The sequence below is a fragment of the Nitrosopumilus sp. b3 genome (genome assembly GCF_014078525.1).
Classification (GTDB): Archaea; Thermoproteota; Nitrososphaeria; order Nitrososphaerales; family Nitrosopumilaceae; genus Nitrosopumilus.
In genome coordinates this window covers 427,046-453,458 of record NZ_MU078694.1, presented here as the reverse complement: position 1 = coordinate 453,458, position 26,413 = coordinate 427,046, and the positions used below count along the sequence as shown (strand labels likewise).

Annotated in this window: 27 protein-coding genes; 14 read left to right on the top strand and 13 right to left on the bottom strand. The window is 33.7% G+C overall.

Going from position 1 to position 26,413, the window contains the following annotated elements; translation table 11 throughout:
* Positions 1–4 precede the first annotated feature (4 nt).
* The 3 genes from C6990_RS04820 to argS are packed head-to-tail and all read left to right on the top strand — an operon-like array spanning position 5 to position 3,723.
* Entirely contained in the window at positions 5–1,090 is a 1,086-nt protein-coding gene (locus C6990_RS04820) for a hypothetical protein (protein ID WP_182128903.1), read from the top strand.
* A 46-nt stretch (positions 1,091–1,136) separates the two neighbouring features.
* Positions 1,137–1,832: a phosphoglycolate phosphatase gene (locus C6990_RS04815; protein WP_182128901.1), complete on the top strand. Its 696-nt coding sequence runs from the start codon at positions 1,137–1,139 to the stop codon at positions 1,830–1,832.
* A gap of 1 nt (position 1,833) precedes the next feature.
* The gene (gene argS / locus C6990_RS04810) at positions 1,834–3,723 is read left to right on the top strand and encodes an arginine--tRNA ligase (RefSeq protein WP_182128899.1); all 1,890 of its coding nucleotides are present in this window, start codon (positions 1,834–1,836) and stop codon (positions 3,721–3,723) included.
* Positions 3,724–3,872: 149 nt separating this feature from the next.
* Here argS and C6990_RS04805 read toward each other — a convergent pair whose 3' ends face one another.
* Positions 3,873–5,027, bottom strand: a complete 1,155-nt coding sequence (locus C6990_RS04805) for an NAD(P)-dependent malic enzyme (RefSeq protein WP_182128897.1) — start codon at positions 5,025–5,027, stop codon at positions 3,873–3,875.
* Between the two features lie 190 nt (positions 5,028–5,217).
* Between C6990_RS04805 and C6990_RS04800 the strand changes: the two genes are divergently transcribed.
* Positions 5,218–6,033 (top strand): CBS domain-containing protein, encoded by an 816-nt coding sequence (locus C6990_RS04800; RefSeq protein WP_255465208.1) that lies wholly within the window; start codon positions 5,218–5,220, stop codon positions 6,031–6,033.
* Positions 6,034–6,071: 38 nt separating this feature from the next.
* On the opposite strand, the gene C6990_RS04795 is transcribed toward C6990_RS04800, so the two are convergent.
* The gene (locus C6990_RS04795; protein WP_182128895.1) at positions 6,072–6,785 is read right to left on the bottom strand and encodes a proteasome assembly chaperone family protein; all 714 of its coding nucleotides are present in this window, start codon (positions 6,783–6,785) and stop codon (positions 6,072–6,074) included.
* A gap of 337 nt (positions 6,786–7,122) precedes the next feature.
* Between C6990_RS04795 and C6990_RS04790 the strand changes: the two genes are divergently transcribed.
* Positions 7,123–7,590, top strand: coding sequence for a pyridoxamine 5'-phosphate oxidase family protein (locus tag C6990_RS04790; RefSeq protein WP_182128892.1), 468 nt, complete (start codon positions 7,123–7,125; stop codon positions 7,588–7,590).
* Between the two features lie 153 nt (positions 7,591–7,743).
* Positions 7,744–9,885 (top strand): methyl-accepting chemotaxis protein, encoded by a 2,142-nt coding sequence (locus C6990_RS04785; protein ID WP_182128890.1) that lies wholly within the window; start codon positions 7,744–7,746, stop codon positions 9,883–9,885.
* Positions 9,886–10,200: 315 nt separating this feature from the next.
* On the opposite strand, the gene C6990_RS04780 is transcribed toward C6990_RS04785, so the two are convergent.
* From C6990_RS04780 to C6990_RS04765, 4 genes are all read right to left on the bottom strand, one after another.
* Positions 10,201–10,812 (bottom strand): hypothetical protein, encoded by a 612-nt coding sequence (locus tag C6990_RS04780; RefSeq protein WP_182128888.1) that lies wholly within the window; start codon positions 10,810–10,812, stop codon positions 10,201–10,203.
* Between the two features lie 360 nt (positions 10,813–11,172).
* Positions 11,173–11,682, bottom strand: coding sequence for a hypothetical protein (locus C6990_RS04775; RefSeq protein ID WP_182128886.1), 510 nt, complete (start codon positions 11,680–11,682; stop codon positions 11,173–11,175).
* Between the two features lie 49 nt (positions 11,683–11,731).
* Complete coding sequence (locus C6990_RS04770) at positions 11,732–11,869, bottom strand: hypothetical protein (protein ID WP_182128883.1); 138 nt, start codon at positions 11,867–11,869, stop codon at positions 11,732–11,734.
* Between the two features lie 82 nt (positions 11,870–11,951).
* Complete coding sequence (locus C6990_RS04765) at positions 11,952–12,275, bottom strand: hypothetical protein (protein ID WP_182128881.1); 324 nt, start codon at positions 12,273–12,275, stop codon at positions 11,952–11,954.
* 455 nt (positions 12,276–12,730) lie between these two features.
* On the opposite strand from C6990_RS04765, the gene C6990_RS04760 reads away from it, so the two are divergent.
* From C6990_RS04760 to C6990_RS04750, 3 genes are read left to right on the top strand one after another with little or no spacing between them, the layout of a single operon-like run.
* On the top strand, positions 12,731–13,624 hold the full coding sequence (locus tag C6990_RS04760) for a tRNA (adenine-N1)-methyltransferase (protein WP_182128879.1): 894 nt from the start codon (positions 12,731–12,733) through the stop codon (positions 13,622–13,624).
* Between the two features lie 54 nt (positions 13,625–13,678).
* Positions 13,679–14,542: an NAD(P)H-hydrate dehydratase gene (locus C6990_RS04755; RefSeq protein ID WP_182128877.1), complete on the top strand. Its 864-nt coding sequence runs from the start codon at positions 13,679–13,681 to the stop codon at positions 14,540–14,542.
* A 5-nt stretch (positions 14,543–14,547) separates the two neighbouring features.
* On the top strand, positions 14,548–15,900 hold the full coding sequence (locus C6990_RS04750) for a M20/M25/M40 family metallo-hydrolase (RefSeq protein ID WP_182128875.1): 1,353 nt from the start codon (positions 14,548–14,550) through the stop codon (positions 15,898–15,900).
* Here the strand turns inward: C6990_RS04750 and C6990_RS04745 are convergent.
* Entirely contained in the window at positions 15,897–16,313 is a 417-nt protein-coding gene (locus tag C6990_RS04745; RefSeq protein WP_182128873.1) for a DoxX family protein, read from the bottom strand. The genes C6990_RS04750 and C6990_RS04745 overlap by 4 nt on opposite strands.
* 95 nt (positions 16,314–16,408) lie before the next feature.
* Here C6990_RS04745 and C6990_RS04740 point away from each other — a divergent pair, with 95 nt between their 5' ends.
* Positions 16,409–17,005, top strand: a complete 597-nt coding sequence (locus C6990_RS04740; RefSeq protein WP_237089225.1) for an Ntn hydrolase family protein — start codon at positions 16,409–16,411, stop codon at positions 17,003–17,005.
* A gap of 26 nt (positions 17,006–17,031) precedes the next feature.
* A complete protein-coding gene (locus C6990_RS04735) occupies positions 17,032–17,493 on the top strand; it encodes a Mut7-C RNAse domain-containing protein (protein WP_182128871.1) in 462 nt (153 codons plus the stop codon).
* Positions 17,494–17,498: 5 nt separating this feature from the next.
* On the opposite strand, the gene C6990_RS04730 is transcribed toward C6990_RS04735, so the two are convergent.
* From C6990_RS04730 to C6990_RS04710, 5 genes are all read right to left on the bottom strand, one after another.
* A complete protein-coding gene (locus C6990_RS04730) occupies positions 17,499–17,975 on the bottom strand; it encodes a PUA domain-containing protein (protein WP_182128869.1) in 477 nt (158 codons plus the stop codon).
* Positions 17,972–18,982, bottom strand: a complete 1,011-nt coding sequence (locus tag C6990_RS04725; RefSeq protein ID WP_182128867.1) for a homoserine dehydrogenase — start codon at positions 18,980–18,982, stop codon at positions 17,972–17,974. Before C6990_RS04725 ends, C6990_RS04730 begins: the two co-directional genes overlap by 4 nt.
* Before the next feature lie 382 nt (positions 18,983–19,364).
* Positions 19,365–19,766, bottom strand: coding sequence for a peptide-methionine (R)-S-oxide reductase MsrB (gene msrB, locus C6990_RS04720; protein ID WP_182128865.1), 402 nt, complete (start codon positions 19,764–19,766; stop codon positions 19,365–19,367).
* A 36-nt stretch (positions 19,767–19,802) separates the two neighbouring features.
* The gene (locus C6990_RS04715; RefSeq protein WP_182128863.1) at positions 19,803–21,422 is read right to left on the bottom strand and encodes an FAD-dependent thymidylate synthase; all 1,620 of its coding nucleotides are present in this window, start codon (positions 21,420–21,422) and stop codon (positions 19,803–19,805) included.
* Positions 21,423–21,454: 32 nt separating this feature from the next.
* Positions 21,455–21,748, bottom strand: coding sequence for a hypothetical protein (locus tag C6990_RS04710; RefSeq protein WP_182128860.1), 294 nt, complete (start codon positions 21,746–21,748; stop codon positions 21,455–21,457).
* Positions 21,749–21,880: 132 nt separating this feature from the next.
* Here C6990_RS04710 and C6990_RS04705 point away from each other — a divergent pair, with 132 nt between their 5' ends.
* Positions 21,881–22,759 (top strand): CdvA-like protein, encoded by an 879-nt coding sequence (locus tag C6990_RS04705; RefSeq protein WP_182128858.1) that lies wholly within the window; start codon positions 21,881–21,883, stop codon positions 22,757–22,759.
* Between the two features lie 54 nt (positions 22,760–22,813).
* Positions 22,814–24,730 (top strand): acetate--CoA ligase, encoded by a 1,917-nt coding sequence (acs, locus tag C6990_RS04700; RefSeq protein ID WP_182128856.1) that lies wholly within the window; start codon positions 22,814–22,816, stop codon positions 24,728–24,730.
* Position 24,731: 1 nt separating this feature from the next.
* Here acs and C6990_RS04695 read toward each other — a convergent pair whose 3' ends face one another.
* The gene (locus C6990_RS04695) at positions 24,732–25,259 is read right to left on the bottom strand and encodes a PAS domain-containing protein (RefSeq protein WP_182128854.1); all 528 of its coding nucleotides are present in this window, start codon (positions 25,257–25,259) and stop codon (positions 24,732–24,734) included.
* 104 nt (positions 25,260–25,363) lie between these two features.
* Here C6990_RS04695 and C6990_RS04690 point away from each other — a divergent pair, with 104 nt between their 5' ends.
* Entirely contained in the window at positions 25,364–26,413 is a 1,050-nt protein-coding gene (locus C6990_RS04690) for an ATP-binding protein (RefSeq protein ID WP_182128852.1), read from the top strand.

Here is a 26,413-nt window from a genome sequence, read left to right as displayed (position 1 = left end):
AGTCATGCCTCTCTCACAATCTGATCTTCCAAAGAAATTTTTACAAATTTATTCTGAAAAGATTTTTCTTTTTGGAAGTCTTTTTACGAGTTTTGGAATCTTGTTAGTGACAGTTGGTGGAAGCTGGGATATTACAAATCATCTGTTAAATCGACCTGAATCTTTTTTCTCTCCACCACATGCTTTGATGTATACTGGAGTTGCAATATCTTTGATTGGAGTTGTCCTTTCTTTTTTTGGTTGGCATAACTTACAGAATTCTAAAGACTACTATTTTTTATCCTTAAAAATTAAATTAATTGGAATAGGATTACTTGTTGGAGCTGGTCCTTTTGATTTTGTTTGGCATTCAAATTTTGGTTTGGATGGATTACTTAGTCCTCCCCACTTGACCTTGATACTTGGAATGTTTCTATGTAGTATTGGTGGGATGGTTGGTATTTCAAGATACTTGAAAATTAACAATTTAAAATCTGTATTTACTTTTCTACTAATCTTAGCTGTATTGCCTATCTGGCTATCTGGCTCTGGGATAATATCTTCATTGTCACTGCCTTTTTCTAACACTGATTATTTTCAATTAAATCCTGAACCCACATTTGCTTTTTTTGTTGCAAGTCTGGCATTCCCATTTCTTATTTCATTTTCAATGCTGTTGATTTTTCGATTATCAGATCATAGATTTGGAATGATGAGCCTGCTTGGAGGCCTATTTTTGTTAATTTACAGTTCTACTGCAATAGTTCCAAATTTTGCTTTGTATGATTCAATACAGTTTTACTCGCTAAACTTAATTCCTTTTGTAATCTCTGATATTATTTTAAAAGTCAATAAATCTAGAAAATCCTTGATATTTGTTGGTGGATTATTAGGCTCTGTGTTTTACATGATTTACTATCCTTATGTCATGTATACCTTCAATGAGAGCCTGCTGGGAAAATTGGTTTCACCAAGCTTGATCTATTTTGTATATTTTGAATTAATTGAACTTGTTTTAGCTTATACAATTTTACCTGCAATAATTATGGGCATAATTGCCATGTTTGCATCAGAGAAGTTCACAAAAAAGATTTTGATGATAAAACCCTAGATTCTACTTACGTAGCAAATATTATTCGGTTTAAAAAATGGATTTTGTGAAAAAGAAGACATTTGCAGTGGATATTGATGGAACAATCACTGAAAATGGTGGTGGTAGAATCCATTTGGATGCTCTTGATGCACTTAGACGATTGACCAACATGGGACACAATGTAATTTTTGTTACTGGCCGATCATCTGTTGAGGGATATTTGCTTTCAGTATTCGGCGGAACTACAAAAATTACTGTTGGTGAAAATGGTGGATGCCTTACTTTTGATTCAAATGATCATGTTCTTCTGGGAAATATTGAAGACTGCAAAACTGCATTAAAAGTAATACAAAATAATATCGATGGAGTTAAGGAAAAACTGGTTTTTCCTAGAATGACCGAAGTTGTTTTGGAGAGAACATTTGATCTCGATGCTGCAAAAAAACTACTTACTGAAAATAAAATTAACGTCGAGTTATCTGATAGTCAATATGCTTTTCACATAAATTCCCCCGGTATTGACAAGGGATTTGGATTTTCAAACATCATGGAAAAGTACTCTATCTTACGCGATGATGTAATTGCAATTGGTGATAGTGCAACAGACATTCCTTTATTCAGAGTGGCCAAAACTAGCATCGCACTTGGAAATGCTTCTGATCTTGTAAAATCTGAGGCTACTATAACTGTAAATTCTAATGCGGGAGATGGCGTTATTGAGGCATTAGATAAATTAGCACCTAAATTATCTGAGATATAACATGACTTTCAAATCAATTATTGATGAAATTGAAAATAATCTCAACAAAATACTTGATGACCTTTCAATATCTGATGTAAAATTTTCCGTGGAACCTGCAAAACCAGGATTTGGTGATGTGAGCTCAAATATTTCGTTTTTACTGGCAAAACCACTCAAAAAAAGCCCAAAAGACATTGCTCAAATGCTGTCTGAAAAGTTTCAGAATTGTATTAGCACACTAGTGTTGAAATCTGAGGCACATCCGTCTGGTTATTTGAATTTCTTTGCAGACTGGGAGAAATTAAACCAATTAATTTTGTCCGAATCACATCTTGAGGAATTTGGTGATGTAGATATTGGAAAAAACTCCCCAATTGTAGTTGAGCACACTAGTGTAAATCCTAACAAAGCTCTTCACATAGGACATATCAGAAATATTATAATTGGAGATACCGTGTCTAGAATTTTAAAAAAATCCAATTACAAAGTTAATGTGCTAAACTATATTGATGATTCTGGTCTGCAAGTAGCTGATATCATAGTTGGTTTCAAACATTTTGGATTTGATGAGAATTCTCCCAATGGAAAGAAATTTGATCATTATTGTGGTGATGATGTTTATGTTAAAACCACTGAAAGATATGAGGAAGATCCAAGTCTTGAAGAAATAAGAAAAAATGTTCTAAAAGAACTTGAGGATGGTGATTCTGAAACTGCAAAATTTGCAGATAAAATTACAAGAAAAGTTTTAGCAGGCCAGCTTGAAACCTGTTGGAATCTAGGTGTCTATTATGATTGCCTAAATTTTGAGTCTCAAATCATTCGTTCCGGATTGTGGAGTGAAATATTTGAAAAACTCAAAGAAATGTCTCTAATAGAATTTGAAAAAGAGGGTAAGAATGCTGGATGCTGGGTAATCAGAGGTGAAAATAAAGAAGAAGATGATAAGGTAATTGTTAGAAGTAATGGCACTGCTACATACATTGCCAAAGATATCCCATATGCTGCATGGAAACTCGGATTACTTGATGATCCATTTAATTATGAAAAGTATGAAAAGGTGCAGCCCGATTCTAAAGACCTTTGGCAAACTACTCTGAACAAAAATCAACCCATTTCCCAAAATTTTTCTGGAGACAAAGTAGTTACTGTAATTGATTCTCGCCAGGCAAGACTGCAAAAAATCATTACGTCTCTTATGGGCAAATTCAAGTCTGTTCCTGACGCATATGTTCATCTTGGATATGAGTCAGTAACTTTAAGCTCAGAAACTGCCAAGACGCTTGGATTGAACACTGAAGGAAAACAAGCTCAAATGTCTGGACGAAAGGGATTGTATGTAAATGCAGATTCTGTATATCACTTACTCCAAGAGAAGACAAAAGAAGAAACAAAAAAGCGACATCCTGAAATGAGTTCCTCAGAAATTGAAAAAATTGCTCACAGTGTATCTGTTGCAACTTTACGCTATGAGATGATAAAACAAGATTTGGATAAAATTATCACATTTGATTTGACAAAATCTCTTAGTTTGGAAGGTGATACTGCACCATACATCCAATATACTCATGCTCGTGCATCTAGAATTTTGGAGAAATCAAATCGTACCCCGACAATTGATGTTGATTTTTCTTTACTCAAAGAGAAATCTGAACTTGATTTGATTAAAAATATTGGTCTTTTTAATTTACAAGTACGTGATGCTGCAAAAAATTTGTCCCCTAAAGTAATCGCAAGATATTGTCATGACTTGGCAGTTTCATTCAATTCCTTTTATGAACATTGTAAGGTTTTGGAACTGGGAGATACAAATCTCGAAAATTCCCGTTTATGTTTAGTTAATTCATTTAAAATTACGCTTGAAAAAGCATTGAATCTTTTAGGAATTACTGCTCCTGATAGAATGTAATGTCCTAGAATGACAACAATGTTGCCACCCTAGGTTTTGTTGGCGTGCAAACCAATTGTTCATTAATTATTATCTTAAACCAATAAACCTTACTTTACAAAAATACGGTGCTATTTTTTTGAAATTTTGGTTGGAATTCATCTAATTACTTATTGTTTAATTTTTTCTAAAGTCTTGGTGATGCATTTTTGAAGTGTTTTTTCATCTATTGATGGGATGATAAATTTTTCTGAGAGTTTTCTCTCTGGAATTGTTCCTGCGATGGCAAAAGCGGTGGCATGCAATATCTTTAGAGTAATTTTCTTTATTTTCAAATCTAGAATGGCTCTCATCAAATACGGAAATACAATGGCGTTGTTTATTTTGTTTTCATATCTGAAACTTCCCGTTGCAATAATTCTTGCACCTGACTTTTTTGCGACAACCGGATCAATCTCTGGGTGAGGATTAGTAAGAGCAAACACTATGGCATTTTGATTCATCTCTTTGATCATTTCAGGTTTTAGAAGGTTTTTAATTCCTGATACTCCGATGAACACATCTGCATTTTTTATTGTCTCTGATAATTGTCCTTTTTCGTTTTTATTTGTAAATTTGGTTAATTCTTTCTTGTATTCATCCATGTTTATTTTTCTGTTCTTGTAGATTGCACCTTTAGAGTCAAGTATTATGATATTTTGGCATCCAGAATAATGAAGCAATTTTGCAATGCAGTATCCTGCTGAACCTGCTCCTGCAATTACTACTTTGATCTTTGATATTTTTTTCTCAACAATCTTTAATGAATTTAAAAGCCCTGCTAATGTTACAACTGCAGTTCCATGTCTATCATCGTGAAAAACTGGTATGGCTAATTTTTTTGCTATCTCTTTTGATATGTCTAATACTTTGGGCGATTCAATATCTTCAAGATTAATTGCTCCGAATACTGGCTCTATTGCCAATATTGTTTCAATAATTTTTTCTTTTTCTTTTGTTGCAAGACATATTGGAAATGCGTTAATTTTTCCATATTTTCTATATAGTACTGATTTTCCTTCCATTACAGGCAATGCCGCATCAGGGCCAATGTCTCCAAGCCCTAAAATTCTTGTACCATCAGTAATTATGGCAACATTGTTTGCTTTGCTTGTTAACTCGTATTTTGATTTTGGATGTTTGAAAATTTCAGTGCATACTTCTGCAACACCTGGAGTATAGATTAACTGGAGATTTTCATTTGTTATCTTTGGGATTTTACTTTCGATGAATATCTTTCCGTTTAGTTTTTTATGAAATGAAATTGCATCCTTCTTTGATACCATTCTGCTGGTTTGAACTCTGAATTTCACTGTATAATATGATATGTCTATGCTGAATTATGTTTGTTCTCTGGTTTGCTCTGTTTTCACATTACTCTCTAGATTGCTGAGTGAATTTGAATAAACTCAATTCCATTTTTGAGAATCATATGTTTGTCTAAATATTTAACTCGCTTTAAAATAATGATTATACTTGAGTATCACTAGTAAAACCCTGCAAGAACTTCTTCCTTTAACATTTACATCTACTCCTGCTGTTAGCATTAGAAAAGAAAATAAAATGTGGGTGGCAACAGGCATGCTTATCCATTATTTGGAATCCTTTACTGACTCTCTCGTAGTTACCGAAGGCGATGAAGTACCAATTGGAGTAATAGGGGGAAAAGAAATAATTGAAAATATCTATAAAAATCCAACTTCGAATTTCTTTGATAATACTACTGTTGAAGAAATTTTTGATAAGGATTTGGTAATTTTATCTGAGGCATCTACACTTGGTGAACTTCTCACTACTTGGAAGAGTACTCGACGCGCATTCTCTATAATTCCAAATCATTTGGGGGGCTATTCTGCAATATCTGGAAGGAAACTCTTAGAAATTGGTGCAAACTGTGTTTCAGATTTTACTATATCTGAATTTCCAACAAAAAACGTAGTTTCCTTTGAAAAAGACAACTCAATTAAAGAAATCATTGAATTAATGCTAAAAAATAACACTCGAAAATTATTGTTAAAAGATACGAATTACTTCATTAGTGATCGTCTATTAATTGAAAGCATTGCAAAGGATTTTGATTTTTTTAGAGATGTAAAATTTTTAGAAAGAAAATTTGAAGAATCATTCAAACTCGAAGAAACTGTAAAAGTTTCAAAAGATTTGAATTTGACAGAAATATCAAAGATGATGTATGTTATGCCTCATCCCTATGTAATTTTTCGAGACCAAGTAATCACCCCTTGGGACATTTGCATGATTTTGGAATCCGATAGAATAGAGTTTATGGGCTAGGTTGGAAAATTTGTTGGAAATTTGTTTTTTTCTAATGCTTAACCAATTCCTGGTGTTGGCATAGCAGCAGATCTTCCAGGCATGTTCTCATAATATTTTTTAGTATCTTCTATCATTTTCTGATTCGCCTTGTTGATTTTCTCCAGGCGTTCCTCGAACTTTTCAGTATCAACCTTGACTTTGATGATGTCTGATAACGTCTTAATTGATTTTATGATTGCATCATCATCGGGCATCATCATTCGGCAGGTAGTGTACAAAATAATTCCCGGCACATCTGATTTTTTTAACGCAGAAATTACACTTGCGTCAGGGCCAAATACTGTAGCTCCTGAAACAGGTGACAAACCAAATTCCTCTAGCAGTGATTTTGAATTCTTGTTGACTGCAAGTCCATATGTGACAGGACTTCCTATAAAATTTTTATCCACTTCTAGTCCTCTTGGAATGATTATTTTGGTAATGTTGTTGCTTTTTGCAAAATCTAATGATTTTTTAATTAACTCATATGTGGAGAGAAGATTTATGGGAATTCCTGCTAAAATTGCATAAATATTATCCTTATTATATATCCTGACAGGTCCATAGGCTTCTCCCTTCTCAATTACATACGATGGCGATATCTCTGAAATTTCTAATTCGCCAATGTCTTTCATTTCTAATTGAGCTGTAAGGTATGATATAGCAAACGCTCCTACCAACCCCACACTAGGAAAAGCTATGATTAGAAATTTCTCATCCTTTGAACTCATGTAAATCATAACTTGATGTCATAAATTAAAGTATGTTAGTTTGAATCTCATTTTTGACATTCATGAAATATTCTAAATTAAGATTAATTTATTTTCGTGAATAAAATCTCTAATTACTTTTCCAAAAATTTAACAAAGTTTTATCCTGAACGTATGTGGAAGTTTGTACAGCACTGACATCCTTTGGTTATACATTCTTTTTCTGCACCATGTCCACAAATACCGCATTCACAATGTATGCTCATGTAATGATTACTCCTTTTACAAATATAACGGATCTGTTTTTATTCATTGGAATTGCCGCTGTCTTTAATACAATAAAGATTTAAATTTTATCATGGTAAAAATCCCTGATTCTATCAGAGAATTTATTGATAATCAAGGTATTTTTGTAGTCGGGACTATTGGAGGAACTAAATTTGTAAATATGTCTCCGAGAATTTTCTTCAAAGTAGAAGAAGATGCAATATATTGGCTAGATTTTTTTGAACACAAATCATTCAAGAATATTCAAGTAAATCCATATGTGACAATCTCCGTTTTTAACAAAAGCGATTTGGAAGGATATCAGTTCAAAGGAACAGCTTCTTACATCACTGATGAACCTACAAAATCAGAAATCAAAAACTCAATAATTCAGAAAATCACAAAAGAAAACTCCTCTCCAAAGGCTAAATCATTGTCCGAAAAAAAATCCCATGTTGTTCAATTTGAACCCCAAGTCTGCTATTCTCTGAATCCTGAGAAATATTCTGACCTCTCAATTGGCTCTGATGTTGACTCTACATCATTATTTAGCAGCTAGCCTCTCAAAAAATCATATGTTTCTAATTTTTTTGTAATTTCATATATTTTCTTAATTTTTGTCCTAACTATTGGAATTTTTTTGAATCTTATGCAATGTTTGTTCATATTGGTTAAACTTGTAATTATGTTCATTCGATAATATCATCTCATTATGAGCACATCTCAAACAATCCCCACAGATGAAATTAAAGAGAAAAAAGATAATTTTTTCAAGCAAGTGGTGGATCAGACATCTGATATTGGAAATGAGATAAACCGAGCCCTGAAATCTACTAAAGAAATCACTAGGCAAACTAGTATGCTATCTACCACTGCAAAAATCGAGGCAAATCGTGCTGGTGATGCTGGAAGAAATTTTTTGGTAGTCTCCGAATCAATTGATGATTTGAGTAGAAAAACTGATGATGTAATTAACAAAATGGAACAAGAAACAATTCAAGAAATTGAAAATATTTCACAAGTAATAAAAACAAAGTCTATCAGCATACAGGGAAACAGACTGGCAAATTTTGCTTTAACTAATATCCGACTAGTTGACAGAAACTTGTTTGAACGTGCAGCAGATATTCGTTGGTGGGCGACTGATGATATTTTGATAAAATCTTTAATTGAAAGGAATGATTCTACTATTGCTGATGCAAAACATAGACTTGGCGTAATTTTAAAATCATACACAGTTTACCATGATCTAATTTTGTGTGATGTAAACGGGTTTTGCATTGTATCAGGAGATGATCAATTTCGTCTTACTGGTAGAAATTTCTCTGATAAACCATGGTTTACATCTGCAATGAATACTAAAAATGGGGAAGAGTATGGCTCTGATACAGTTCACAAGTCACCTGCAATTAATGATGATTTTACAATGGTTTTTTCTTGTAAACTTCATGAATCCGGAGATCCTGAGAAACGGGTAATTGGCGTACTCGGAGCCATTTTCAAATGGAAGGATTTTGCTCAACGAATAATGAACGACACCCCATTACTTCCTGATGAGATTGACAAAACAAGAGTTCTGATCTGTGATGATGACGGGAATGTGATATCTGATACTAAAGAACGTATTCTTGAACAAAACATGCAGTTTTCTGGAAGAGATGAACTATTCAAAAAAGAGAAAAGATTTGCAATTATTGAGAAAAACTTTCATAAAAAATTAGTATGCCATGCATTATCCCCTGGTTTTGAAGGATACAAATCTGAAAAATGGCATTCACTAATCATTCAGGACATGGATGATGATTCTCAAATTCATGATTTCTCTAATAGTAATAATGAATCACTCGAATCTGTAGTTGAATTAATTTCAAATCTCTCAGATGAAACAAAAAAGGCAATATTTGAAATTGAAAAAATTAACGATGATACTCACATATTGTCCCTTAATGCTGCTATTGAATCTGCTAAGGTTGGAGATGCCGGGAGAGGTTTTAGTGTGATATCGAAATTTATGGCTGATCTTTCTAAAACAACATCTGATATTACTTCTAATATGGATTCAAATACACAGAAAAAACTCTCCGAACTTTATTCATTTATCACTTCAAATTCTAAAGAAATCAGAGGTGCAAGATTAACTAATCTGTCATTTACAAATATTGATTTAGTTGATAGGGCATTATATGAAAGGACAGCAGATGTTCAGTGGTGGTCAACTGAATGCAGTATTGTAAAAGCATTAACTGAGAAAACAGACGAGAACATTGATTTCTTAAATTTGAGACTAGGTACAATATTGAAATTTTATACTGTCTATCAAGATATCGTTGTGTGTGATATGAATGGAAATATAATCTCAAATGGATCTTCTGAAAATACAGAAAAAACTGTCAAGGATTCACCCTGGTTTAAAAATATGTTAAAAAATTCTGAGCAGGAATATGGTTTTGACATCATTCACAAAACTTCAGAATCTGACACCGCGACTAAACTAATGTTTTCTTCAAAAATTCATAGGGATGGAAAAAAATCAAATGAGGTAATAGGAATTCTTGGAATTGTATTTGATTGGGAGCGATTCATAAAAACTATTTTTGATCAGACCCCTCTTCGTGAAAATGAATTAAATTCAACTAAATTACTAATACTGGATTCTGATAGAAAAAAATTATCTGAAAATACTATTCAGAAAAACTTTGCTTTTGAGAATTACTTAGAATCCTCATTTGATAAGAAAAAATGCTTTAAAATAATCCCAATTGATGATTCTGAAGCAATACTGGCTCATTCTAAATCTGCTGGATATGAGGGCTTCTCTACTGGATGGCATTCAATCATTTTGCAACCATTATAGAAAGAAATTCATCATATTTTATTCCTAGAAAAACACATTCAGGTTTGGCCTTCTATTTTTGATACCATTTTTTTTGAAAATTAATAATGATAAAAAAGAATTCTTTAGCATCCTAAAATGCATGGAACTCAGTTTTTTGGTTTAATTGAATCTGGATTTTTTACAGAATAGTGAAACATACACAATGAATCATTGGTGCATTGACATTTCATAATGCTGCAAAATAAAACTAGTATAAAAATTTTGTATATTGCCCATCAAGATTTTTCTCAATAATCCTGCTTTTGAGATCTAAACCCCTACTGATCCCAAACTTCAAAGTTTGAGAAACCCTGACTTTGGGACTCTTCCTGCAAAGCGTCTCTGAAGAACAATCATCTCGTTTGATTTTCGCTCTTTGATGATCTGCTCCTTTGTTTGATCAAGTGTTTCCATAATTTCTGAATGGCATTTTTTCAAGTTTCTTTTTAGACTCTCATCTTTACTTGTTTTGGAAACTAATTGTACTGCTGATCCAAGCTCTGCTAAATTTGAGAATGCACCCAGTAATTTGTCAAAATTTTCTTTGCTTTGTGGTGCAACCTTGAAGGAATTTAGATCCTTTGAGATGTCTACAAATATTTTTTTATATTCTAATTTTTTTAAAACCTCTTTAATTTTGGATTCATTGGTAAACATAAAATCATTAACAAATCCCACAAAATCATCAGAATTTGAATATGACAATTTATTATAATGAATGTCTGTGGATGAAATTTTGGTTCTTTTAATGAATCCTAGTCTTTCTAATTTTCTTAATGAGCTTGTAATTTCTTTTCTTCTGTACCTTTTTCCTTTCTCATCAAGACATGTTTTCCATAAATCATCTTCATAATTGTTCTCTTGATTCATACTTTTTAGTAGTGATTCTATCGAAATTTCTTTCATGATAATCTGCTTATTACTAACTATTTTATCGTTGGTAAGATAATACTCTGTTTTCTCAATAAAGCAAAAAAATTCTTTTTTACACTTTATGTTGAAAAGAACTTTTTAATTTTCTCAAAATTTGTTTGTCCATTCTGAAAACATTCTGACTTAATTCAAATTACTTGACATTATCTCTGATGGTTTTATTATGGATTGGTATCGCACTTGGGATTGTTTTATTCATAGTACTGTCGAGAAAATATACTGAAACATCAAAGTATGATTATGTCAAAATAAACCTCCATTGTGAATCCTGTGGTGATAAGACAAATGGATTCAAATGTCCTAAATGTGAGATTTTAAAAAAACAGTAGGGTTTTAGCCATACATTGATTTGTCTATTGTGTCATCAGTAGTGTTTGGTGTTGGAAAACCACTAAAATTTGCACGTAGTATTTTTTGTGCATGTCCTGAGACTCTGGCAACATTGTCCCAGGTACTGTGAAACGAAATTCTATCTAAAACCTGTTCATCTACATGTGAAAAAATTGCTAATCCTATGATGTCCTCTTTGTCTTTCATCCATTGATGTCCTACGCCACATGTTGTGCAAATTTCACTAATCTCCATTATTGCTTTTGAAAATGATGGGTTTTTCAAAACTAACAGCTTTGCATCTTCTGGAGGAAACCTCATGTTTACATTTACTTGAATTCTATCATCTCTGTTGGTGTTTTTGCTGACAATCACATTTGCTCCTATGTGGAATTGCCATTCTACAACCTTGCTTTTCTCTCTAACTTTTTCTGTTTGATCTTCGTATTTGATATTGGTAATTTTGATATAATCTTCTACTAGTCTTTTCATTTCTTCAGAAGTTTTTACCATGAATGAAATTCACTAATGTGCAATATATGCGTGTAATAGAAAAAAGGAATTAATGGCTGTGTCCACAACCACAGGAATCATGACCTTCATGTCCTTGGGATTCTTTACCTGAGCATCTGGAACATTTGTCTGAACCCGTTGGAGAAAAGAAGCCTATTCCACATGATACGCATTTTTGATTTGCCATGATGTTTCTAAAAAACTGCTTTATTTAATGAATACGCATTATTTAGGCTGTAAAAAATACGAAAAAATTTAGAATGATGTGGTTATTCTTCTTTTTTCTGAAATACTCTGTATTCGCCAATGATTGAATTGCATTTGTGACATGTGTATTGCCCTCTTTCAATCAATGTTAGTCCGTCTGCTACTGCCTCATTTGGTTTCTCTTCAATTTGAATCTGAGTTGGACCATCAAATTCAGAGTTGCATTGTTTACAAAAATATTTTAACATTTTTGTTGTGTCAAGTTTTTCAAGTGATGCCAAAAAATGCTTGTCTATGTTTGGAACGAGTTTTGATTTGGTAATTTGTTCATCTGTCAGATCTGCATTTACCCATCCACCTGAACCTGCTAATTGAACCTTAGTCATCTTCTCTGATGTCTTTGTTGGCATTAAAATACTGATTGATTTTTGATATTTCCTACGGAAAAAAAGTCAGTCTCCTTTACTTTGGAGACTCTGAAATGTATTAACTAGTTTATGTGAGCATTGGGCTCTTCCAGCTAACACCGCGAGATGTCTCTGACTCAATGATGATATTAGAATCCTGTTTTTGTTAAAAAATCGGGGCCAAAAATTATTACTTTTAGGTTAATTTTCTAAACGTAGGATCTAGATTGCATATTGGATCAAAACTGATTTTTTTGAAATGATGCTGTTGTATTAGTAAGAAATAGCTTCATAATTCGGCAATATTCATCAAATTTGAGGAAAATCAGAGAGAACCCGTTGAAATAATCATCAGCACAATTATTTGGTTTGTCAAGTAGATAAAACTTTGAAATAACCAGTAGATTCTTATCTAAAATTTTGAGGGAAAATTCATGGCAAAAATAAAGCAAAACTCGCCAGTTCTGTTTTACTATAATCATTCTAAAAAATGGCTTGCAAAAATTTCAAAAAAAGAATCATTTCACACTCACATTGGTGTAATAAAACATTCTGATGCAATTGGAAAAGAATATGGCTCCAGATTAATCACAAACAAAGACAAGTACGTCTACCTTCTGGAACCTACAATGTTTGATTACGTGATGAAAATTCAACATGGTACACAAATAGTATATCCAAAAGATTTGGGATACATAGTAGCAAGAGCTGGAATTGGTGATGGTCAAAAGATTTTAGAGATTGGGACTGGTAGTGGCTCACTTACTTCTTTTGTTGCAAACATTGTAAAGCCACGCGGACATGTTTACACCTTTGATGTTGATGAAAACTTTATGAAGATTGCAGAAAAAAATATCAAAAAAGCTGGAGTCTCAAAGTATGTAACACAACATAATCTAGATCTAAAAACTGCAAAAAAACTGCCACTAGAAGATATGGATGTTGCTTTAATTGATTTAGGTGATCCTTGGATTGTCATCCCTCAAGTCAGAAAGATGCTAAAAGGCAGTGGAAGTATTTTTGCAATTTGTCCTACAATGAACCAATTAGAGAAATTAACTATGGCACTTGTAGATAATGAATTTACTGATATAGAATCAACTGAACATATTTTACGTACTATTGAAGCAAGAGAGGGAAAAACTCGTCATTCTTTTCAGGGTATTGGACATACCACATACCTATGTTTTGCTAGAAAAGCATTTTTTGATAGGGAGTCAAGACAAATTCCTAAAAAAACTAGCTCTGTAAAAGTCGTCAAAAAAACTCAATCTGTAAAGAAATCTACAAAAAAACCTTCCAAGAAAACAAGTAAAAAATCATTCTAGCCGTTAATTTATTCAAAACAAGTTTTATTCATCTGTTTTTTATGGTATGTTGTAATGGTTACAAAAGCTCTCACATTATCAATAGTAAAAAAATTCATTCCAGCTAGAAAAGCAAAATCTCGTAAAGGTGACAATGGGATAGTTCTGGTAATTGGGGGTAGCTACATCTATCATGGTGCTCCAATACTTTCCTCAATTGCAGCACTCAGGTGTGGCACTGATTTAGTTTACACCTCTGTTCCAAACATCAATGTATCTCCAACTAGGTCTGTATCCCCAAATCTTATTGTAATTCCCTTAGTTGATCAAAAGTTAACTCGTGGTGCAGTTAACAAGCTGTTGGGGGCATTGCCTCGGAATCTTGATTCTGCTACAATTGGGATGGGTCTTGCAATACAAGAAAGAAACTCTTTACTGCATCTTGTAAAATCTCTTTTAGATCGTGATGTAAGGTTGTCTCTTGATGCCAGTGCTTTAATTCCTGAAGTATTGCCTTTACTTGCAAACAAAAATGTAGTAGTAACACCACATGCTGGTGAATTTAAGAGATTGTTTGGAGAAGCACCATCAAACTCAAAAAATGAGCGAATAAAACTTGTAGAGAAAAAAGCTAAAGAACATGGAATCGTTGTTTTACTAAAAGGTGCAACTGATGTCATATCAAATGGAACTACCACCTTTCTTTATACGAAAAAAATTCCTGCAATGACTGTGGGAGGAACAGGTGACGTTCTTTCGGGATTGGTTGCAGGTTTGCTCTCAAAGAATAGAAATCCTTTGGAATCTGCAGCAGCAGCTACTTTCATCAATGGCTTGGCAGGAAAGGCAGTTCAAAAGAAATTAGGATTGCATATGACTTCTATGGATCTACTAGATGAAATTCCTACTGCAATGAAGCCATTTGATAAAATTGTGTGACTAGTATGAATGCTCTAAAACATGTAGACTCCAATATGGAAAATTTGATATCTGATCTACAAATGATGATTAGACAGCCCAGTGTTTCTGCAAAAAATGAGGGTATTGAAGAATGTGCAATTCTTGTTTCAAAAATACTGAAAAAATCTGGAATAAATTCTGAAATCTTGAGATTGAAAAAAGGCGTTGCGCCACTAGTCTACGGAGAAATAAAGTCAAAACAAAACCCCTCGAAAACTTTGATGTTTTACAATCACTATGACGTTCAACCTGCTGAACCATTTGATTTATGGGATGATCCACCGTTCAGTGGAAAAAGAAAAGGAAACAAAATTTTTGGAAGGGGCGCAACTGATGACAAGGGTGAATTAATCACTAGAATCAAAGCAGTAGATGCCTGCTTGAAAACAACAGGGGATGTACCATGTAACATTAAATTTCTAATTGAAGGAGAAGAAGAGACAGGAAGTGCTCATATAGAAGAGTACTTGAAAAAATACAAAAAGAAATTTTCTTGCGATGGTGTGATTTGGGAATTTGGGTATGTGGATTCAAAAAATAGGCCAATCATTGGTCTTGGAATGAAAGGACTGCTATTTGTAGAATTATCTGTAACTGAATCAAACATAGATGCCCACTCTAGTTTAGCTGTTTTAATAAAAAATCCTGCATGGCAATTGATTGAAGCTGTCAAATCACTGCGTGATTCTGATGGGAAAATTCTCATTAAAGACTGGTACAAAGAAGTTGCAGCATTTTCAAAAAAAGACCTGGAAATTATTCGAAATGAACCATTTGATGAAAAAGTATTCAAAAATGAATTTGGAATAAAATCTTTCTTGGGAAATAAGACTGGTATGAATGCAAAAAAGGCTTTAGTTGGTGGCGCAACATGCAATATCGCAGGGTTTCTATCTGGCTATACTGGTGATGGTGCAAAAACAGTCCTTCCAGGAAATGCGTTAGTGAAAATTGATTTTAGATTGGTGCCTAAAATGGACCCTAAAAAACAGATTATGCGATTAAAAAATCATTTAAAATCAAAAGGTTTCTCTGATGTCAAAATGAAAATTTATCATGGTGAGGCAGCAGCTAGAACTGACTCGTCAAACCCTTTTGTATCTCAAGTAAAGGAAGCTGCAGACAAAGTCTTTGGCAAATCAATCCTCAATGTGTCAAATGCTGGAACCGGTCCGATGTTTCCATTTGTTGATATTTTAAAAGCTCCATGCATTTCCATTGGAAGCACATACATGTTTTCAAAGATTCATTCTCCAAATGAATTTGCTCGAGTAGATCTGCTAAAGAAGACTACAAAATGCATTTGTTTGATTATGCAAAATTTTGGAAAAACCTAGTGTATACATCTGGGTATTTTTTTAATTATATGTGCAATTGAAATTCTTCCAGGTCCTGCAATCATAATTACTAATGCTGATGCTAATAGAATGAGATCAATTTCTACTCCTTTATCTCCTGTAAGACTCTGAGCTCCCTTGACTAAGAATATTGCACCTAACATGATGATTGAAATCAGTGCTGAAGAAAATCTACTGAGAACTCCAAAAATTAGCAAGATTCCTGGAACCAATTCTGCAAGTGCTATTGGAATCTGCATCTCTACTGGAATTCCCAAACTTGTCAAAAAATTTGAAAATCCTGGATTGAATTTTCCTACTCCGTGAACAATAAAGATCACACCCAAGGCTGATCTTAGCCCCATGAAGACTACGTCATTTAGAAATTTATCATTAATTTCTGCTGTAGTCATAATGGCTATCTGTAATTTTTAGTATAATTACATTACTTATCTCTCACGCGTAAAATGTAGAAAGCCCTTTATTATGCGGCAAAATTATTTGAAATATGTCAATGTATATGCCCGGAGCAACTGCTGTTGGGATTACTTTTGATGGTGGCGTAGTTTTTGCAAGCGAAAAAAGGATTGCATTTGGTAATTTCCTAGTAAGCAAGTCAACCAAGAAAACTTTTCCTATAACAAATAAAGTTGGTGCAACATGTGCTGGACTTGTGGCAGATATGCAGATTCTGACACTGCAAATCGCAGCTCTTGCTAAAATAAGAAAAATGGAGCTAAAACGAGACATTCCACCAAACACAGTAGCAAAAATGATGTCAAATATGATGTATGAACGAAGATACTTCCCATTACTTACTCAGGTAATTGTTGGGGGTGTTGTGGATAAACCAATAATGTATACACTAGATCCACTCGGCTCTGTTCTTCCTGATGAATATGCAGCAGTTGGAACAGGTGCAGAAATGGCATTGGGTGTGTTAGATCCTCAATTCAAACCAAACATGACAAAAGATGAGGCAATAGATTTGGCAAAACGCGCAGTTCGTTCTGCAGCATTAAGAGATTCAGCAAGTGGTGACGGTCTAGATATTCTAGTAATCACAAAAGATGGTACTGAAGAATTCACAGAATCTATAAAATAAAATTAACTTTCTCATAATGTTTCTAAATGTTATTTTTTGTTGATGCGATGCTTGGCAATATTGCCAAAAAACTACGTATTTTAGGATTTGATTGTAAATATTACTCCGATATTGATGATGTCAAATTATTAGAAAAATCTAAAAATGAAAACAGAGTAATTATTTCAAAAGATCAGAATTTAATTAAGCGCGCAGACAAAATGGGACTTTTGTCTGTCTATATCTCAAAAGAAGATGAGATTGAACAATTTAAAGAGATTTTACAAAAAACAAATTTGGAATTTGGTGAAATTTCAGGGGATGGTGCAAGATGCCCTAAATGCAATTCCACAACATCCAAAATTAAAAAATCTGAAATCATAAATCAAGTTAAAGAAAAAACTCTGGAAGAACATGATGAATTTTGGAGATGTGATGGATGCGACCAAATCTATTGGGAGGGTATACACATTAAAAATTTGCAAGAGTTTGTTAGGAAAATAAAATGATAAATCTAATCGTAAATTGTTTTTCCTGTTTCCCAAAATTTATCTGAGATGTAGTGAATATTTTTTATGACTTCGCCTTTTTCCATTTTTTCCAATTCAGAACTGGGCACCATTGCCTTACCGACTGCTAAAAACTTGTGCTGTGATTCCTCGATAATGCAAACAAGCTGATCTTTTTCAAATTCTGTGAACTTTTTAATTCCTGGGCGCATCACATTGGCACCCTTACACATGAATTTTACAGCACCCATGTCAACCATTACACTTGGAAATCTTTCTAGCATTTTAGTTTCTGATAAAAATGGCAGATAATCTTCATTCACTTTGAGAATCTTTATTCCGTCACCTGTAATTATTTGGGCATCGTCTAAAATTTGATGCACTTTGAGATTTTTAATTTTGGGAAACTCCATATTCCATTTTTCAGATACTGTTTTTAGCAGTGATGCAGTTTCACTCTTTGAAATTAGGTTGGATTTCAATTCCTAGATATCTCTTGTCTGATGTCTAGTAAATCTCTTAGAATGGAACTGGCAGTCTCCATGCCACCTGCACCTCTGCCGATAATTGTTTGAGTACCTGAATGCTCTGATGTAAAAGCAATTGCGTTTAGCGTTCCGTTAACACATAGAGGATCCTCATTTGATATTTCCTTTGGTCCTACGACAAGCTTTTTGTTGCAAGATGCAATTAATTTAACTGAACAATTATTTTTTTCCGCCTTTTTAATATCGTCTGTTGTAACTTTACGTATTCCCGTACAATCAATGTCTGGAAGTGTTACTTTCATTCCCATTATCCAATTTGCAAGAATTACTAATTTTGCAGCAGCGTCTAATCCGTCCAAATCTAGTGATTCATCAGCTTCGACATACCCTTTATTTTTGGCATCCTTTAGGGCATCATCAAATGATAGACCTGTTGACATGTTTGATAAAATGTAATTTGTAGTTCCATTGAGAATTCCTGCAAATGATGTTATTCTTTCTCCACTCAAACTGTTTTTTGCATAATCTAAAATTGGAGTTCCGCCACCAACAGTACCGCTAAATTTGAACATCACTTGATTGTATGTTGCAAGCTCCATTAGGGATGGAAATGCCAATGCCAGCGGACCTTTATTTACCGAAATCACATGCATCCGTTTTTTCATTGCAGTAGTAATGTGAGTCATTCCTGGTTCTGCATCTTTGTAATTACTGGCAGTAGTCTCTATTAGAACATCGGCATCGATATTTTTTAGCATTTCAACTCCTGTCATTGAATTTTTTTTATCTGAATAGTTTTTCACTGTGCCAAATTTTTTCTTAACTTCGATGAGTTTGTTGAAATCTAATCCTGATGAATCAACTGTACTTCCTTTACTATCAAAAACCCCTACTACTCTTGGCTTTAACCCGTATTTTGAATAGAGATCATCTGATCTTGACTCAAATAATTTTACAAGACTTTGACCTACAACGCCAAATCCGCATAGGATTATTCTCAAATCAATTCATCCCTGAATGCCAAACTCATGTGGCCATTCGTATTTGAAATTATTTTTCTAACATTATGTGGTAAATCATTATTTTGAAAATGTCTATTTGTTAACATTTGTATCATAGACTGGATTGCTTTAGTGCTTTCATAAATATTCTTAGTCAAATCCTTTTTGTTTTTAATGAATTTTGAGGCTAGATGGATTTTTAATAAATTATACTCAAGAATGTTGATTTGTTATTTTATTGATGTCTGTGCCACAATGAATACAAAAATACGATCCATTCTGAGACCAATAATGATCACATTTTGTATTGCTCATATTTTTTCATGAGAAAATCCATTCATAATTTCTTGTTTGTTCAAAAAACACACTTTCTTAGTGTGGGTTATTCTTGGTCTTTTTCATGCTGCAATGAAATTGAGTTAATGCAGTATCTCTGATTAGTAGGCTTGGGACCATCATCGAAGACATGTCCTAGATGAGCACCGCACTTTTTACAATTTACTTCAGTTCTTATCATTCCATATGCAGTATCAGAAACATATTCTATTTTTTCTTCAGAAACTGGCTCCCAAAAACTTGGCCAACCAGAGCCTGAGTCAAACTTTGCATCTGACGAAAATAACTCCTCTCCACAGCAAACACACTTGAAATAACCTTCAAGTTTTGTGTTGTTGTATTTTCCAGAAAATGGAGGTTCCGTTCCATGATTGACACAAATTTCAAATTGATCTGGAGTCAATTTCTCTTTCCACTCTTGAGGATTTTCAGAAATCTTCTCTGTCATGATTTAATTAGAACTTTTCAATATTTGTAGATTGTCTTATTTTTTCATCTTCTTTCTTTTTTCCTCAGTCCTTTTTTCTGATTCAAATCTCTCCAAATCATACTCCTTTAAATCTACAAAATTCATAATTTTACTTAAAACTGGATGAACTCTGTTAATCTCATGAAACATTTGTTGTGCAACACGTCGGTAATCAATATGCCCTTGTGGTACCGTTCGTAATTCAATTAAATGACAAGCTTCACGAAGATTGAATTTCATATAATATTGATAGTTGTATGCAAAGTTTACAACATATTGTGCTTGTTCAGGATACGTTGTTCGAATTTTATCAAAAGTATTTTTTGTATTTTGCATGCAATCCTTGAAATCTTTTTCAATTCCAAGAATTTTAATTTCATTAGGAATGCTGTATCCGTGATCTGTGGTAAGAAGCTGCCTCTCAAGTGTTAAAGCTCTATGTCTGTGAAAATCTCGAAACATTCCAAAATTATTACACAAATCAAATGTGTAATATACCGATTCAAAGGCCCTCGATGGTCTGTGTCGCCTGTTTTTTCTTAATTTTGAAAAATCACTGATTATTTTATTTTTTTCTTGAATTGAAATTTTCTTTACTTGTGATAGTATGCTCTGATAGGACGTGCTTGGGGATTGCTCATAAATAATACTGGTGATAATTTTATCAATTGCATTTTTTTCTGGTTCATTATCAACAAGTTTTGTAAATGTTCCAACAGTGGGCTTTGATTTTATCTGTTTTTTCGTAATTACTTTTGATTTTATTTTGATGTCTTTGAGATATTTTTGAAATGCTTTTCCATATTTGTCATCTGCTCTTCTAACAAACGATTTGATTGTAGTGTCGAGTTCTTTTTTGATTTTTGAGGCTAAATCTTGCTCTTCTTTTAGTTCAGATGCACCTAATACTGTTAGCAGATATTCAAATGCACGTCCGTTTCCTGTGATACCAACATTTGTTAAAGTCGATGCAGGGAGCAGACCTCTTAGTATGTCTAGTGCTTTAGCTTTTGTAGAACCTTTGTAAATCATGTTGGCTGATTTTATGTCTGATTCGTTTTTTAATTTAGAAAATGTTTTTTCTTTTCCATCTGTTGAATCTTTAAAACTATATTTTTCTATTGGGTATTTTTCTCTTACATAATTTATCATCGGTTCTATGTTTTTTGAATACACGTCAAATGAAAAATTACATGTATCCTCATACATGTCTGCAAATTTTGATTTTGTAATTTCTGAATCTCTGTAAAATCTATACTTTCCTTTTTCTTTTTTGTTCCATGCAACATATCTTGAAGATTTTTCCAAGTATGACAATCCAATCCTTCTGTCTTCAATTTTTTTTACTGCGATGTTAGACAATCCTTCAATTGCAATTTGAGCTTCGCCTAATTCTGCAACAGAGTCATCACCATATTCTAAAAGTACTCTATTGTAGAATTCCTCACCTCTGTTTTTATTTTTTAAAAACTCATCAAGAAATATTCTTCTCATGCTTTTGTCAGTTCTACTGTATCGTGACATCAATGCTCCACGATCTACTTGTCTTGGAGTAATTATTGCAAAAACATTTCCTTCTGTGTTAGAAAAGTGATTCGATAAAATTTTTTTTTCACTATCTGAGAATTCTGACAATACCGACCTGTATGATTTCAATTATTAATAGTCTATTTCTTTTTACCAATTTGAATTAGATCGGGACCTTTGTCTCTGTTTTTATCTTGACCTTTTGCTTGCCATCTCAACAACACTTCTTTGAAAGATGCTGCATCAGCTTCGTTTTCAGTGTACATCAATGTTGTAACCCAGAATCCTTTTTTTGCTGTTTTTCCGCCAATTGAATTCATCCAGAAATCATTTGGGAGATTTTGCATTGCTTTACTGTTTGGATCTTTTGATGTTTCGATCCATCTGCTGGCAACAAAATTCAAAATTTGGTCAAGTTCCTCTTTTTGAATCATAAGACTATTTTTTGGCATCTAAATTTTAAAATTACTAAATTCTGCCCGAAAGAAGTTTGTGAATTTAATCTTACCAAAACCAAAAACATTACTTACACTTTGTCGGTTATACAAATCTCTAAACTATCTCACATGACCCACGACGATATCGAAATAATCGGTAAAAACGTCAAAGACATGTACGGAACATTCATGGGTAAAGTCGTAGGAACAATAACTGACATTGACGGAAGTATTCAATCCGTCGGCATTGACTGCGGTTCTCAAGGATTACAGCAAATCCAATATGAGCAACTTGTAGTGCAAGGCGATGTTGTTATTTTTATTCCAAAGTGGAGACTCGATTCTCAAAGACTCATTCGTGAAAAGCAACTAACAATACGTCGTCTAAAGGCATTGATAGATATCGTTTCTGAAAATGATGACATGAAAGTGGATGCAGAAATCATTCATGAAAAATACAAATCAAAACTTGCATCATTAGATGAAATGGAAAAAGAAATCAAAGCCAAACTTGAGGCAAGACTGACAGAGTTAGATGAACAAATGAAGTCTGCAAAAATGTTATCCTTTGATGCAAAAGTGCAATTCAAGAGTAATGAAATCTCTGATGCAACATTTGAGACAGTGAAAGCATGTACAACTGAAATAATTGAACATGTTACACACGAAACAGCTGAAATCTCAAATGTAAAGAGTAGAATTGCTGATCTTGAATTGGAAGTAACAGAGATATCTGCACCACCTACACCAGACATCCAAGAATCCGCCGTTTCATATCTGGAGACACCTGAACCACAACAAGTAGTTCAGACAATTCTTCCAGAAGCACCAACCGAATCAATAATCACGCATTCAGAACCTATTGAAGCAGGAGAAAGTAAAATCCCTGAACCTCCTACTGATTCTGAAACAACATTTGCATTTCCAGAACCACCCCAACAGGTGACAGCAGATACATCAAAAGACGATAATGATAACGATTGGCTTGCTAGAATGGAAGCACAATAATTTTTTTAATTATTTTTTTAACACTTAGAAAGATCCAAGTTCATAGACTTTTTGATGGAGAAAACATATGATATCGGTCTTGGAAATAATAATACTGATTTAAGAAAAAAGGCTGAATCTGATTTTGTATCTTTTTGGGATGATCAGGCAAAAAGCCTCTCGTGGTTCTCTCCTTGGGAGAAAACTCTGGATTGGCAACCCCCCTTTGCAAAATGGTTTGTTGGAGGCACAATTAATGCCTCATTTAACGCCCTAGATGTACACCAAAAAACCAAATCTGAAAAACCGGCTATTTTGTGGGAAGGAGAGAATGGTGATTCTCGAGAAATTACTTATGGTCAAATTCTCATACAAGTCAAAAAATTTGCAAATGTGCTAAAATCACTTGGTGTGAAAAAAGGCGATAGAGTTACTATCTACCTTCCCATGGTTCCTGAACTGCCAATAACAATGCTGGCATGTTCTAGGATTGGTGCAACTCATACTGTGATTTTTTCAGGATTTAGTGCAGCATCCATTAAAGACAGAGTAAATGACTCTCATTCCAAAGTCATAGTAACTGCGGACGGTGGGTATCGCCGAGGAAAAATTGTCAAACTAAAAGAAGTGATTGATGAGGCAATCAAAGATTCAGAGTTTGTAGAACATGTTGTAGTTTTGGAAAGGACCAAAAATGAAATTTCTCTATCATCTAAAGATAAACTCTGGAATGATCTCATGAATAATGTTACAGATGAGTGTGATGCAGAAAAACTAGACAGTGATCACCCTCTTTACATCCTGTATACTTCAGGCACTACTGGAAAACCAAAAGGAGTTTTGCATGGAACAGGTGGATACTTGACACATTTGTATTCTACATTCAAGTGGGCTTTTGACATCAAAGACTCTGATGTATTTTTTTGTACAGCTGATATTGGATGGGTTACCGGGCACAGCTATGTTGTATATGCTCCATTTTTACATGGTGCAACTCAGGTGATGTATGAGGGTGCACCTGACTTTCCTGATGCATCAAGAATGTGGGATATTTTACAAAAATACCGGGTAACAATTTTTTACACAACCCCCACTGCGTTGAGAATGTTTATGAAATTTGGTGATGACATTCCAAATTCATTTGATCTTTCATCATTGAGATTGCTTGGAACTGTGGGTGAACCGATAAACCCTGAAGTGTGGAAGTGGTATTTTAAAACAATTGGGAAGGAAAAATGTCCAATTATTGATACCTGGTGGCAGACGGAAACTGGAGGAATGCTGATTTCTCCACTTCCTGGATTGGAGACAATCCCCTTGAAACCGGGATCCGGTACACGAGCAATTCCTGGTGTGGATATTTCTGTGGTAGATGAAAATGGAGAAGAGGTTTCAGCAAACACCAAAGGTTATCTTGTAATTAAAAATCCGTGGCCCGGGATGCTTTTGACATTGTGGGGAGATGATCAAAAATACAAAACTGTTTACTGGTCAAAATATGAAAATTGCTATTATCCTGGCGACTATGCACTAAGAGATGATGATGGGTATCTTTGGTTGCTTGGACGTGCAGACGATGTTTTAAAAGTTGCAGGACATCGAATAGGCACTGCAGAACTTGAAAGCTGTATTGTATCTCATCATGATGTGGCAGAATCTGCAGTATGTGGAATCCCTGATGATGTTAAAGGTGAGGTAATTATTGCATTTGTTGTTTTAAAACAAGGCGTTTTTGATTCTAAAATTTTGGAAAAAGAGATTTCAGAAAAAATTAGAAATGATATTGGTGCAATTGCAACGCCAAAACAAATCTATTTTGTTTCCAAACTCCCAAAAACAAGAAGTGGGAAAATAATGCGGAGATTGCTAAAGGCAATTGCAAACAATGAAAAAATTGGTGATGTTAGTACACTGGAAGACGGTGCTGCTGTAACTGAAGTTCAAAGTGCGTTTGATGAAATTCAAAAATCAATCAAGAAATATTCTGGATAGATTATTTTAATTCAGAAAGATTGACTTGCAAAAGCATGTCAAACATTTTCTTTAATCCATCATACTCTGATTTTGAATTCTCATCTAGCTTATCATACTCTCTTTCCTTAATTTCATCAAGTTTGTTTTGAGCCTCTTTGAAAAATCTTTCATACTCTTTTATGTTATCATCATTCATTTGTGTAAGATCAAATATCACAGTATTACTGCCTAGGAGATTCTTGTTTTCATCATAAATGCTTGTGGCCTGAAGTAATCCTGGAAATGTGCTTCCATCTTGCCTTTTGAATGTAATTTTTCTATCTGTGACTTTGCCCGTCTCAAACCATGCCTTTAGAGACTCATTCATGGCCTCCCAGGAATCCTTGGATATATGCTCAAAGATAGGCTTGCCTAGAATCTCAGATTTAGCATATCCTAAATTTGATGCATATGTGGAATTACAATCCAAAATAATTCCTATTGAATTGATTCTTCTCCACATTACAGGGGCGTCTTTGAGTGTTTTTCTTGTTTCTGTCTGGGACATTTTTTTGATTAGATAAGACTACTAATTAAACTAAAAATCCTCTAATCTAATTTGTTCAATTTAGACACATAAGACATCATAATCTAATTTTTAATTTTACAAATATGAGAAAATATCTTCATCGTGAAAATTCAAATAATTCTGATGTCGATCCAATGAATGCCCCAACTAGAACAGTGTTTTTTACAAAAAATAAACCAACTCCTCAAGAATCTAAAGCATCTGCATCATCCTCAAAAAATAATTTAAAATCCTTACAAGAAATTGACAAACGCTTATCTGATATCTTTCCTGATTCTCTATCTGAATTTGCAGATCCTGAAAAGTTTAACAAAAAATTAAGAGAGCTAAAAAAAGACATTGATAAAGAAATAAAGATGTATGACGCTATTCATAAAAAATTAGTATCAAAATCTGAATCTGTAAAAAAATCCCGAGATTCTTTATTCAAAAGACAGCAGGAATTAACTACATACATTGAAAAAAAGTCAAACGATTTTGAAACTAAAAACCTGGAAATTATTGGAGAAATGTCTTCGAAAATGGCTCATGATATTCGAAATCCATTAACCGTATTGAAAAGTCAAGTTGATCTTATGAAAATTCGACACAAAAAACATGAGGATGAGTTAATGTCAACATCCCTAGTAAGAATGGAAAGTGCGATATTACACATTACTGATCAAATTAATGATGTCCTAGATTTTGTAAGAGATCCAAAACTTGATTTAAAATTATACAGTTTGAAAACACTTGTGGATGATTCTGTAAACGAAGTATCGTTTCCAGAAGATGTTGAACTTAATGTCTCATCAAAAAATTGCAAAGTAAGATGTGATGCCACAAAAATGAGGGTGATTCTAACTAATATCATTCATAATGCCGTGCAATCAATAGGCACAAAAGGAACAGTTACTTTGGCTGTAACTGATTCTAATTCTGATGCAACAATTTCAATAGAAGATTCTGGCCCTGGAATTCCTGAAGAAAATTTGGAAAAGATTTTCAGCCCACTTTTCACAACAAAAAAGGAAGGAACAGGTCTGGGACTTGCCTCTTGTAAACAAATCATTGAAATGCATGGTGGCACAATTGATGTGAAAAATAATCCTACAACATTTACAATTACGCTTCCAAAGAACCCATCTTCTTAA

Bases quoted from the DNA above. Each gene is read 5' to 3' on its own strand.
- C6990_RS04820 (WP_182128903.1), top strand. From the start codon at position 5: ATGCCTCTCTCACAATCTGATCTTCCAAAGAAATTTTTACAAATTTAT.
- argS (WP_182128899.1), top strand. From the start codon at position 1,834: ATGACTTTCAAATCAATTATTGATGAAATTGAAAATAATCTCAACAAA.
- C6990_RS04805 (WP_182128897.1), bottom strand. From the start codon at position 5,027: ATGGTATCAAAGAAGGATGCAATTTCATTTCATAAAAAACTAAACGGA.
- C6990_RS04795 (WP_182128895.1), bottom strand. From the start codon at position 6,785: ATGAGTTCAAAGGATGAGAAATTTCTAATCATAGCTTTTCCTAGTGTG.
- C6990_RS04790 (WP_182128892.1), top strand. From the start codon at position 7,123: ATGGTAAAAATCCCTGATTCTATCAGAGAATTTATTGATAATCAAGGT.
- C6990_RS04785 (WP_182128890.1), top strand. From the start codon at position 7,744: ATGAGCACATCTCAAACAATCCCCACAGATGAAATTAAAGAGAAAAAA.
- C6990_RS04780 (WP_182128888.1), bottom strand. From the start codon at position 10,812: ATGAAAGAAATTTCGATAGAATCACTACTAAAAAGTATGAATCAAGAG.
- C6990_RS04775 (WP_182128886.1), bottom strand. From the start codon at position 11,682: ATGGTAAAAACTTCTGAAGAAATGAAAAGACTAGTAGAAGATTATATC.
- C6990_RS04770 (WP_182128883.1), bottom strand. From the start codon at position 11,869: ATGGCAAATCAAAAATGCGTATCATGTGGAATAGGCTTCTTTTCTCCA.
- C6990_RS04765 (WP_182128881.1), bottom strand. From the start codon at position 12,275: ATGACTAAGGTTCAATTAGCAGGTTCAGGTGGATGGGTAAATGCAGAT.
- C6990_RS04760 (WP_182128879.1), top strand. From the start codon at position 12,731: ATGGCAAAAATAAAGCAAAACTCGCCAGTTCTGTTTTACTATAATCAT.
- C6990_RS04755 (WP_182128877.1), top strand. From the start codon at position 13,679: ATGGTTACAAAAGCTCTCACATTATCAATAGTAAAAAAATTCATTCCA.
- C6990_RS04750 (WP_182128875.1), top strand. From the start codon at position 14,548: ATGAATGCTCTAAAACATGTAGACTCCAATATGGAAAATTTGATATCT.
- C6990_RS04745 (WP_182128873.1), bottom strand. From the start codon at position 16,313: ATGACTACAGCAGAAATTAATGATAAATTTCTAAATGACGTAGTCTTC.
- C6990_RS04740 (WP_237089225.1), top strand. From the start codon at position 16,409: ATGTCAATGTATATGCCCGGAGCAACTGCTGTTGGGATTACTTTTGAT.
- C6990_RS04735 (WP_182128871.1), top strand. From the start codon at position 17,032: ATGTTATTTTTTGTTGATGCGATGCTTGGCAATATTGCCAAAAAACTA.
- msrB (WP_182128865.1), bottom strand. From the start codon at position 19,766: ATGACAGAGAAGATTTCTGAAAATCCTCAAGAGTGGAAAGAGAAATTG.
- C6990_RS04710 (WP_182128860.1), bottom strand. From the start codon at position 21,748: ATGATTCAAAAAGAGGAACTTGACCAAATTTTGAATTTTGTTGCCAGC.
- C6990_RS04705 (WP_182128858.1), top strand. From the start codon at position 21,881: ATGACCCACGACGATATCGAAATAATCGGTAAAAACGTCAAAGACATG.
- acs (WP_182128856.1), top strand. From the start codon at position 22,814: ATGGAGAAAACATATGATATCGGTCTTGGAAATAATAATACTGATTTA.
- C6990_RS04695 (WP_182128854.1), bottom strand. From the start codon at position 25,259: ATGTCCCAGACAGAAACAAGAAAAACACTCAAAGACGCCCCTGTAATG.
- C6990_RS04690 (WP_182128852.1), top strand. From the start codon at position 25,364: ATGAGAAAATATCTTCATCGTGAAAATTCAAATAATTCTGATGTCGAT.